Origin of the sequence: Macrococcoides caseolyticum (assembly GCF_002902665.1) — a bacterium.
Classification (GTDB): Bacteria; Bacillota; Bacilli; order Staphylococcales; family Staphylococcaceae; genus Macrococcoides; species Macrococcoides caseolyticum.
On the sequence record NZ_PPRM01000011.1, the window covers coordinates 43,914 to 54,798 of the forward strand.

Consider the following 10,885-nt stretch of genomic DNA (forward strand, 5'->3'; position numbering starts at 1 on the left):
TTAGTTTATTTTTTCTGAACGGTAATCGTCCATGAAGCATCATCCAACTGTTCATAGTTTGTAACAGGGTAGCCTTGTTCAGCTGCCCAGTTCGGAATTGCTTCCGTCGCTTGTGTACAGTCGAAATCTATTTTAAGTTCATCACCTGAACTTAATGCTTCCATTTTCTTCTGCGCTTCTATTAAAGGAAATGGACATACCATCCCTACAGTTCCAAGTTCATATAACATAATTTATCCTCCTATACTGTCTGTGTTTTAACCTTTGTAGCCGCGATTTCAGATTTCGCTTGTTTCATCGGTTTCACGAACAAGAAATAGCTCATAAACCAAGTTCCAAGAATAATAAATAATAATGACAGCCAGCCTTGTGTATTCATCGTGGCAGTGGATACTAAACCATTACCGATAGAACACCCGCCAGCAAATGTTGCACCGATCCCCATCAATGCACCGCCTATTGCGCTGTTGCGAATCGTAATCTTATCTGGAAGACGCCATTTAAATTCTCTTGATCCTCTTGCCGCAATGTATGAACCGATAAGAATTCCAAGTACTAAGTATACACCCCAGTCAAGCAGCGTAACATCACCATTGACTAAGAACTGTAATAGCTTGGCTGACGGTGTTGTGATTCCTAAGCCATAGTTACGACCTGTCGAGTAACTCATCGGCCATGCAGCAAGTGCGATAAGTCCAATAAGTACAGCCGCAAAGAAAGGATGATATTTCTTTTCAAAGAATAGATGACGTATACCAGTAAATTTTTGCTTTAATTTCGGTACCGCAACTTTAGGTCTTCTTAAAGTTTTAACGACAAAGAATAATGTAAGTGCACTTAATATTAAAACTAATACCCAATAGGGTAAACCAAACATTGTACTCATCTTTGATTCAACAACAGTCATACCATTAACCTTATCAAGCGCTGGTTTTAATGCACCGTTCTTCGTAATCGCTGCAAACAGTGCATACATAAATAATGCAATCCAGCTTCCAATCAATCCTTCACCTGCGCGATACCATGTTCCCGTTGCACAGCCCCCTGCAAGAACGATACCCACGCCAAATATAAATGAACCGAATATCGTACCGATTACAGAATATGCATCATAAGGAATTTCTAGCACATGTAAAGACGTCAATATCGCTAATCCGATCGCTTGTATCGTGATCGCGACAAGCAATGCATAGAACATTTTATTGTTCTTTTGAACGTACATATCTCTGAAACCTCCAGTTAAGCAAAAACGTGTACGCTGCATCACAAATCCAAGTAATAAACCAATAATTAAACCACTAAAAATAGTCCAGCCCATAATTAACCTCCTATAATTCCGATAGTTTTTGTAAGAAATAAATACTATAGTATCGAAATTCAGGAATTTTTGCAATTAAATTTTTTCATTTTTGTACCTTTTATTGATTTAAATAGTCTATGACGACTGTACCAACTGCTTGAGCTGCAATTAGCAATGATTTTTCGTTGATATTAAATTTCGGATGATGATGCGGGTATATATGTCCATCTTCCGGGCTCGCCCCTGCATAAATAAATGACGAAGGTCTTTCCTTAGCATAATAGGCAAAATCCTCTAAAGGGGGTTGCGGCTCGGTCAGTGCAACATCAAAGTCTAGATCTGTGCTTTGAAGTGTATCTGCGACATACTGCGTAAATTCAGGGTCGTTATAAAGGGCAGGATAGTCGTCCTGATAATCAAGTTCACACTCTACGTCAAACATCACTTCAATCCCTTTAACAATGCGTCGGATCTCTGTTTCGATTACTTCTTTTGTCTGATCTGTCAGCCCTCTGATATCACCTTCTAATGATACGGTATCCTATATGATGTTAAACTGACCCTGCCCGTCAAACGACCCTATTGTTACAACTCCTGCATCAAAAGGACTGAGCCGTCTAGATACAATCGTTTGTGCATTATAATCCTCTCCTTTTACATATTTTAAAATATATTACGTATGATATGTTGTAAGACGCAATAATCAAGCATATTGAAGTGTATGCTTTTTATAAGCTGAGCGCATAGAAAAAAGCATGTTATGATAATATCAAAGGGAGGTTACATAATGAATATTGAAAGTCGCGCACTAACGTTATTACAGACATCATATGGCAACGACGCTCAGTTCCGCGATGGGCAACTTGAAGCAATACAAGCAGTAGCAGATAAAAGAAAAGTGCTCGTCATACAGAAGACCGGTTGGGGAAAATCTATCGTTTACTTTATAGCTACAAAGCTACTAAGAGAAGACGGCAGTGGTCCAACAATCATTATCAGTCCACTGCTTGCATTGATGCACAATCAGATTGATGCGGCTGCGAAGCTCGGGTTGAATGTTGTATCAATTAACAGCAATAATCGTGATGAATGGGACAGCATCTACTCCAACCTTCATGCAGCAGACGCTATCATCGTCTCACCGGAGAAATTATCAGACCCACGTTTCATAGAAGCACTGACTGCGATCAATGATATCGAGCTGATTGTTGTGGATGAAGCACATTCTATCTCAGACTGGGGCCATGATTTCAGACCGGATTATCAACGCATCGTCAACTTACTCAAGACCTTACCAGATTCTATCGCAGTATTAGGTACGACCGCTACAGCCAATGATCGTGTCATCGATGATATTAAAGAGCAGCTCGGTGATGATTTAGCTGTCTTTCGCGGCAACTTAATGCGTGATAATATTTCTATTCAAATTAACCCGGTACAATCTAAAGTTGAGCGTCTTGCTTTTGTGACTGACGCATTACTGAATCACTCTTTCATAAGCAAGTCACAAGGCATCATCTACTGTCTCACAAAGAAAGAATGTGATTCAGTAGCCGAGTTCTTAAAACTGCATAATATCGACGCTGAAGCTTATTACTCCGGTATGCAGGATGAATTCGGTAATAATACAGAGGAAGCGGTACTCGCACGCTTTCATGAAGGTACTCTGCGCGTGATCGTTGCCACAATTAAACTTGGCATGGGCTATGATAAATCAGACATCGGATTCGTAATGCACTTTCAACTGCCACAAAACTTAATATCGTATTACCAGCAAATCGGTCGTGCAGGCAGAAACGGAAAACCTGCCCTTGCTATCCTTCTGCATGGTGATGAAGATGAAGAAATTATCAAATCATTTATAGATTCATCTTACAAAGACCCAGAGCTATTGTCACAGATTCTCGATCTGCTGAGACAGTATCCGGAAGGCTTATCACGTAATGAGATACTCCCACACTTCAACTTGAATACGACAAAGCTTGCAGGTGTTCTAAAGTATCTCTATGTCCATGAATATATTGAGCTGCACAAAAGAAAGTATGTCATCAACGAACAAAATACATTTGATGCGACTGAAAATGCGAAGCTTCAGAACAAACTCAATGATACGCGCATGAATGAATTAAACAACCTCAAACGATTTATTAACTATGATGGCTGTTATATGAAATACATTGCCGAAGAACTTGATGCCCCAGACATGAAAGAAGTCTGTGGCATGTGTACTTATTGCAGAAATCGTATATTTGTCCCAATGACAAATGATAATCCATACCTTGAATCAGCAACGCAATATAAAAATAAGTTACATGGTGAGATAGCACCAAGAAAACGTACAGCTTATAACAAAAAGATTGAAGAACACTTACAGATGCAACCCGGATGGACATATACGACCGATGCATATTCTCCTATCGGCAGACGATTTATGCTAGAAAAAGAACACGATCAGTTTTCTGAAAAAACAGCAGCAACAGTCCGCCATTTCTTGAAAGATATGATATATCAGAATGAAATTGATGCGATTGTTCCCGTTCCAAGTTTAAGGAATCCAGGACTCGTCAAAACATTGGCCAAGCAGCTTGCTCAAAGTTTTAACATCGACTACATCGAAGCTGTGGAAAAGATACGTCCTGGCGCATTACAAAGAGAAATGAAAAATTCTATGATGCAGGAACAAAATATTAAAGACACGATTCATATCGTCAATCATGAGCAACTCGCAGGTAAGAACATACTGCTTATAGACGACGTCGTAAATTCCAGATGGACGATGACCGTTATTGCATCACAGCTGCTAGAAAGCGCTGATAAAGTCTATCCATTTGCGTTGATCCATAATAGTAGTGAATAAAGCAGCACTCAAATTTTGAGTGCTGCTTCATTTACTTCAGATTCATTTATATCAATCTCAAACCCTAGATCTTCCAGCATCTTATAATCAAGTTCATTCGGCTGTCCATTGGTAATCAGATAATCTCCTACAAAGATGGAGTTTGCTGCCTGCATCGCAAGGGGTTGTAATGTTCTTAAATTCACTTCTCTACCCCCAGCAATGCGGATTTCTTTCGATGGATTAATCAATCTGAACATCGATAATATTCTTAAACAGCGTTCTGGTGTTAAGTTATCTTCATTACCGAACTTCGTCCCCTTCACAGGGTGAAGGAAGTTTACCGGGATACTATCTGCGTCTATCGCTCGAAGCGCTAATGCCATATCAATAATATCCTCATCTGTCTCACCCATCCCACATATTACACCTGAACATGGCGAGATGTTATTGGCTTTCATGATTTCAATGGTATCGACACGGTCTTGATATGTATGTGTCGTTACGACTTCATCATGATAATTTTCACTCGTATTAATATTGTGATTATAACGGTCTACGCCAGCCGATTTCAGCTTCTTCGCTTGTTCGTCATTCGTCAGACCGAGACAAGCACAAATCTTAAGCTGCGGATGTTCATGTTTAATTGATTCAACAGTATCTGCAATATGCTCAACCTCTTTATCGCTTGGCCCTCGTCCACTCATAACGATACAATAAGTGCTGATGTCATGTGTCGCACAGAAATCTGCACCTGATTTAATCTGTTCACTATCAACCAGTAAATATTTGTCTTTATTCTTCATTAGTTTCGATTGTCCGCAATAACCACAGTCCTCTGGACAAATTCCACTCTTCGCATTAAGAATCATATTCAGTTTCACCTTACGACCATAATAATATTTACGCACTTGATATGCTTCATGCAGTAAGTCATATGTATCTATATTATTATCAACAAATAATGATAATGCTTCTTCTTTTGAAATATTTTCTCCATTAATAATACGTTGTGCTAACATAAAATCCCCCCTGTATACTTTTATAATATAACTGCACTATTATATTGTAAACTAATTATTAATATAAGTTAACAATCATCCCAAAAAAATAAACGGCGATTGCCCGTTTATTTAATCACTATTCCACTTTCAGAATCAAAATATCTCACTTTCTTATCATTGATCGAGATGCGAATCTCATCACCGATTGCAAGCGTCAGCTGCTCTGAAAACTTAGCAATACATTGCGCGCCATTGACCATGAAGGTGACGACCGTCGTATCTCCTAACATCTCACATGCCGTTACAGTAACGGATGTCCCTAATGAATCCCGTGTCACATCTTCGGGTCTGAACCCTACCTCTATCGTACCATCAGCAACCGGCATGTTAATTGGTAGATTGAAGTCACCGAACTGCACCATACCATCCACTACATCACCGCGTACAATATTCATCGCAGGAGATCCTATAAAACTCGCAACGAACTTATTGTTTGGCTCATTATAGATTTCAAGCGGGGTGCCAATCTGCTGTACTTGCCCTTCATTCAAGACCATAATACGATCACTCATCGTCATCGCCTCAACCTGGTCATGCGTTACATAAATCATCGTCATACCGAGGCGCTGCTGTAACTGTCGTAACTCGACACGCATCTGACTACGCAGCTTGGCATCCAGGTTAGATAACGGTTCGTCCATTAAGCACAGCTTCGATTCACTGGCGATGGCACGCGCTAATGCCACACGCTGACACTGGCCACCAGATAGTTCGCCGGGTTTCTTCTTCAAATAATCTTCTAACCCAACAAGCTTCGCCGCTTCTAACATCCTGTCATAACGCACCGCTTTAGGTACCTTACGATTCTCTAGCGTAAACAGAATATTCTTCTCAACCGTCATGTGCGGATATAACGCATAGTTCTGAAACACCATCGACAATGAACGTGCTTTCGGATGCAGATGATTTGCAAGCTGCCCGTCAATATAGAGTTCACCCTCTGTGATATCCTCAAGACCCGCAATCATGTTTAGCAGCGTACTCTTCCCACAGCCACCCGGGCCGACAAGGACAAAGAACTCACCAAGCTGCACATCACATGAGATATCCTTGAGCACATAATCTTCTCTATAACGTTTACTGATATGTTCTAGCTTCAGCATTCTCCACACCTCCTTACCTGTATTATAAAAAAAATGCATAGAATACTCTATGCATTTTCCTCCTATTTAATTACTTCTTGTCCACGCACGTTCCACGTGAAGGTAAAGCTTAATGTCGCAAGCACAGAAGCTCCGACCAATAGCATAAATCCAGCATCCCAGCCGAAGTTATCAACAATTGCTCCCATCAGGATATTCGCCATCACCGCACCAGCCAGGTAACCGAACAATCCAGTAAGTCCTGCTGCTGTCCCTGCTGCTTTTTTCGGTACATAATCCAGTGCCTGTAAGCCAATCAGCATTACCGGTCCATAGATCAAGAACCCGATAGTAATCAGTGCAATATTATCGATCCACGGGTTGCCTGCAGGGTTCAGCCAGTAGACGATTACTGCAATCGTTACGCCGATCATAAAGATAAATCCTGCTGGACCACGACGCCCTTTGAATACTTTATCTGATAACCAGCCACACAATAAGGTCCCAGGAATACCTGCCCATTCATATAAGAAGTAAGACCAGCTGGATTCGTTAAGCTGAAATCCTTTCTCTTCATTAAGATACGTCGGTGCCCAGTCTAATACACCATATCTTACGAAGTAGACAAAGATATTAGCGATTGCGATCATCCAGACCCACTTGTTATTCAGTACATATTTGAAGAGAATCTCTTTCGTCGTTAATTCTTCTTCCAATGTCTCATGTGCCTTATTCGGATAATCATCCTTATATACTTCAATCGGTGGTAATCCTTGTGATTGAGGTGTATCCTTCATGAAATAGAACGTTATTGCAGCACATACTAAGGCAATCAGTGCCGGGAAGATAAACGCACCTTCAAAACCTTTTAGATAGCCAAAGTTGTATGTTGTAAACAGTGTGATACCAAATACAGCAAGCGGTGCCATCACTCCACCACCTACGTTATGTGCAACGTTCCATAGTGCTGTTTTACTTCCACGCTCAGATACACTGAACCAATGGACTAATGTTCTTCCAGCAGGCGGCCAGCCCATACCCTGGAACCATCCATTCAAGAATAATAAGACAAACATAATAGCAATCGAAGAGGTAAAGAACGGAACAAAACCAAGCAGCAAGTTGACGATTGCTGTCAGTACAAGACCAAGCACCATGAAGTTTCTGGCGTGACTCCTGTCCGATACCGTTCCCATCACAAATTTACTAATACCGTATGCAATAGATACCGCTGATAACGCGAAACCAAGATCGGTCTTTGTGAACCCCTGTTCAATAAGTGCTGGCATCGCAAGCGAGAAATTCTTTCTTAACAGATAGTAAGCTGCGTAACCAATAAAGATTCCGATAAAGACCTGCAGACGTAACTTCTTGTACTCTGCATCAACTTCTTTGCGATCTAAAGGCTGTGCTTTAGGCGCAGGTTGTAAAAACTTTAACATAAATTTCCTCCCATTTTCTATATTTACATTATCTTTACAATCTTAACAAACTAGACACAATTCGTAAAGAAAGCCTTTACAAAAAGTTTAAGCTATTATGAAAATAAATCCACTGATTATTTAGTGAATCTATTTATCGTCAACAAGGGACTCATATCTATTAAAAAATGAAAACTATGCTTCACTTAATCTTATATTGATAGCAGCAGATGCCGATATACTTACTCAGCAACATTTCATAACTTAAATCTGATATATTTAAGAAAAATGAGAGGAGATACAATATGACACTCAAAGACACATTATTCAAGAAGCTAGATGAAAAACAGGATCGAATGATTGAGATCAGACGTCATTTGCATGCTCATCCTGAATTATCATTCGAGGAGCATGAAACTGCTGCATTTATCGAGAACTTCTATAAAGGAAAGGATGTCACAGTACACACCAATGTTGGTGGCGGCACTGCAGTCATTGTTGATATTGAAAGTGGGAATCCAGGGAAGATTATCGGGTTACGCGCAGACTTTGATGCACTGCCGGTACATGAAGAAACGGGCTTAGCATATAAATCAACGCGTGACGGATTAATGCACGCTTGTGGTCATGATGCCCACACTGCGTACTTATTAACACTTGCCGATGCACTGATTGAGATGAAAGATGAGTTATCTGGGACAATCCGCATCATCCATCAGCATGCTGAAGAGAAGCCGCCAGGTGGTGCAAGAGATATCGTAGCATCAGGCATCCTGGATAATCTCGACGAGGTCTATGGCATCCATGTCTTTCCTTTCGTTGATCAAGGGAAGATTGAAATACATGAAGCAGAGACATATGCAGGTTCTTCAACCTTCGATATCGTCATTCAAGGAAAAGGCGGCCATGCTGCAATGCCTCAGAATACAAAGGATGCCATCGTTGCCGCTTCTTACTTTGTCACACAACTACAAACCGTCGTATCACGTTGTACAGACCCTAAAAATTCAGTCGTCGTAACCATCGGCGCATTCGAAGCACCAGGGACGCACAACGTCATTCAAGGCAAAGGCGTATTAAAAGGAACGACACGTTATCTCGACGAACCATCAAAAGACATAGCGTATGCAGCCATTAAAAACCAAGTCGAAGGGCTGGAGAAAGCATTCGGTGTTACAGTTGATTTAGACTATCACTTTAACTACCCCGTACTCTATAACCACGTTGAACAAACACGTGCAGTTAGAGATATTCTTAAACAAAGTGAAGGCAGCTACTTTAATGAAGTCGTTGAAGGCGATACACTCTCCGGATCAGAAGATTTTGCTTATTACTTAAAGCAAACACCAGGAACCTTCTACATCGTCGGTGCTAAACCTGAAGGAATAGCAGATCCATATCCAAACCATCATCCGAAGTTTGAAATTAATGAAGAGTCGATGATGATCTGTGCGAAGTCACTTGGGGAAGTAGTGCTCGGTAGGATGGAGTGATAGACAATAAAAACACAAGAAATAACCTAGGTATTGAACATATCAATACCTAGGTTATTTCTTGTTTATATTAAATGATTCAATTTATGTTTAATATAAAATTATCACCAACTTCATTACTTTTATTAGATAATTAATACTCTGAAGTTCATTGAGAAACTCATACTATCCACTACGCTCTAAATTTTAATTTGTAGTTTTTAACTAAGTATATTATATCCATTTTTAACAGTGCCGTATTCAATTATATAATTTTTACATCATTATTATTATAAAAATTCTTTTACCGTCTCTACAATCAAATACATATTCAGTACGCTAAGGATTACTGTTAACAGCCAGGCGATGACATTCACCCATGTTTTATTGACGAACGCTTCTCCCATGATCTTTTTGTTGCTTGTTGCTAACGTTAATGGAATAATGCTGAATGGTAGCGCAAGACTTAAGAATACTTGTGTAAAAATCAACAAATCTTCAATCTTTGTTGCACTTGAACCATACAACCACAAGCATAGGAAAACAGGAATTACAGCAATCATCCTTGTAATCAGTCGTCTTGCCCACTGCGGTATCTTTATGTTAAGGAACCCTTCCATAACTATCTGACCTGATAATGTTCCTGTAATTGTCGAGTTCTGACCCGAAGCTAACAATGCTATAGCGAATAATGTACTCATCAATGCACCGCCCACTGCACCTGTGAATGTCGATGCCTTTAGCGCATTATATAGATCATAGAATCTGCCGAGTTCTTCCCCGTTGCCATAGAATAACGAAGCCCCAAGTATCAATATAAGACAGTTGATTACAAAAGCAATCGTCAACTGAATATGTGAGTCGATCACTGCATACCAAATAGCCTCTTTCTTCTTAGCAACATTATCACGTATATAGTTCCGAGACTGCACGATAGATGAGTGCAGATAAAGATTATGGGGCATGATGGTTGCACCGATGATTCCAAGAGCAAGATATAGCAGGTTACTGTTTGTAGCGATAGTTGTACTTGGCAGAAATCCTTCCAGCACGTCTCTCCATTCAGGTGAAGAAAAATATACTTCAAACATAAAGATAAATAAGACCGTGAATACTAAAACACCAACAATAGCTTCTATCTTCCTGAAACCCAGCTTGATGATGACAAGTAGCAGCAAGACATCTACAACAGTAATCGTTACTCCGATAACTAGAGGAATGTTGAACAGCAGATTTAAAGCAATTGCACTACCGATGATCTCCGCAATATCTGTCGCCATAATTGCAAGCTCTGTAACAACCCATGCAGCGATGGACACAGGCTTATTGCTCATATGCTTGGTAACCTGAGCGAGGTCCATACCACTAGCAATCCCAAGACGCGCGCACATACTTTGCAAGAGCATCGCTGACAGACTGGATAACAGTATGACAAAGAGCAGCGTATACCCAAACTGTGCACCCCCTGCCATTGATGTGATCCAGTTTCCTGGATCCATATAACCGACGGCTACCAACAGCCCTGGTCCCAAATACATAATCATTTTCTTGATGCCATGTGCCTCACTATCAAAAGACACCTTACCATTTATTTCTTCCAGACTTTTATTCATATTATCATCTCCTTATACAATAATATACCATAACTTTAGGTAAGCCTAAAAGTTTTTTTAATAATAAAATATATTCTTTTATTCTCTATCGTTACCC

At 40.2% G+C, this 10,885-nt stretch carries 8 protein-coding genes and 1 pseudogene; 2 read left to right on the forward strand and 7 right to left on the reverse strand.

All coding sequences use genetic code 11. The annotated features are described in order from the left end of the window. Positions 1-5: 5 nt before the first annotated feature. The 3 genes and pseudogenes from CD152_RS02460 to CD152_RS02470 all read right to left on the reverse strand — a co-directional run. Positions 6-230 (reverse strand): sulfurtransferase TusA family protein, encoded by a 225-nt coding sequence (locus tag CD152_RS02460; protein WP_099482697.1) that lies wholly within the window; start codon positions 228-230, stop codon positions 6-8. An 11-nt stretch (positions 231-241) separates the two neighbouring features. Further along, entirely contained in the window at positions 242-1,318 is a 1,077-nt protein-coding gene (locus CD152_RS02465) for a YeeE/YedE family protein (RefSeq protein ID WP_103214338.1), read from the reverse strand. 100 nt (positions 1,319-1,418) lie between these two features. Beyond that, positions 1,419-1,934 (reverse strand): annotated as a pseudogene (locus CD152_RS02470) (M20/M25/M40 family metallo-hydrolase); the annotation flags it as partial. A 153-nt stretch (positions 1,935-2,087) separates the two neighbouring features. Here CD152_RS02470 and CD152_RS02475 point away from each other — a divergent pair. Continuing rightward, positions 2,088-4,157, forward strand: a complete 2,070-nt coding sequence (locus CD152_RS02475; RefSeq protein WP_103214339.1) for a RecQ family ATP-dependent DNA helicase — start codon at positions 2,088-2,090, stop codon at positions 4,155-4,157. Positions 4,158-4,165: 8 nt separating this feature from the next. Here the strand turns inward: CD152_RS02475 and bioB are convergent, their stop codons facing one another. The 3 genes from bioB to glpT all read right to left on the reverse strand — a co-directional run bounded on the left by bioB (position 4,166) and on the right by glpT (position 7,724). Beyond that, complete coding sequence (gene bioB, locus CD152_RS02480) at positions 4,166-5,158, reverse strand: biotin synthase BioB (RefSeq protein WP_103214340.1); 993 nt, start codon at positions 5,156-5,158, stop codon at positions 4,166-4,168. Between the two features lie 107 nt (positions 5,159-5,265). Next, positions 5,266-6,303, reverse strand: a complete 1,038-nt coding sequence (locus CD152_RS02485; RefSeq protein ID WP_169926146.1) for an ABC transporter ATP-binding protein — start codon at positions 6,301-6,303, stop codon at positions 5,266-5,268. A 62-nt stretch (positions 6,304-6,365) separates the two neighbouring features. Continuing rightward, positions 6,366-7,724: a glycerol-3-phosphate transporter gene (glpT, locus tag CD152_RS02490; RefSeq protein WP_103214342.1), complete on the reverse strand. Its 1,359-nt coding sequence runs from the start codon at positions 7,722-7,724 to the stop codon at positions 6,366-6,368. A 284-nt stretch (positions 7,725-8,008) separates the two neighbouring features. Here glpT and CD152_RS02495 point away from each other — a divergent pair, with 284 nt between their 5' ends. Then, positions 8,009-9,196, forward strand: coding sequence for an amidohydrolase (locus tag CD152_RS02495; RefSeq protein ID WP_103214343.1), 1,188 nt, complete (start codon positions 8,009-8,011; stop codon positions 9,194-9,196). A gap of 269 nt (positions 9,197-9,465) precedes the next feature. Here CD152_RS02495 and CD152_RS02500 read toward each other — a convergent pair whose 3' ends face one another. Then, a complete protein-coding gene (locus CD152_RS02500; protein ID WP_103214344.1) occupies positions 9,466-10,788 on the reverse strand; it encodes an Nramp family divalent metal transporter in 1,323 nt (440 codons plus the stop codon). Positions 10,789-10,885: the final 97 nt, after the last annotated feature.

Coding starts and splice junctions, on each gene's coding strand:
- CD152_RS02460 (WP_099482697.1), bottom strand. CDS start 230: ATGTTATATGAACTTGGAACTGTAGGGATGGTATGTCCATTTCCTTTA.
- CD152_RS02465 (WP_103214338.1), bottom strand. CDS start 1,318: ATGGGCTGGACTATTTTTAGTGGTTTAATTATTGGTTTATTACTTGGA.
- CD152_RS02475 (WP_103214339.1), top strand. CDS start 2,088: ATGAATATTGAAAGTCGCGCACTAACGTTATTACAGACATCATATGGC.
- bioB (WP_103214340.1), bottom strand. CDS start 5,158: ATGTTAGCACAACGTATTATTAATGGAGAAAATATTTCAAAAGAAGAA.
- CD152_RS02485 (WP_169926146.1), bottom strand. CDS start 6,303: ATGCTGAAGCTAGAACATATCAGTAAACGTTATAGAGAAGATTATGTG.
- glpT (WP_103214342.1), bottom strand. CDS start 7,724: ATGTTAAAGTTTTTACAACCTGCGCCTAAAGCACAGCCTTTAGATCGC.
- CD152_RS02495 (WP_103214343.1), top strand. CDS start 8,009: ATGACACTCAAAGACACATTATTCAAGAAGCTAGATGAAAAACAGGAT.
- CD152_RS02500 (WP_103214344.1), bottom strand. CDS start 10,788: ATGAATAAAAGTCTGGAAGAAATAAATGGTAAGGTGTCTTTTGATAGT.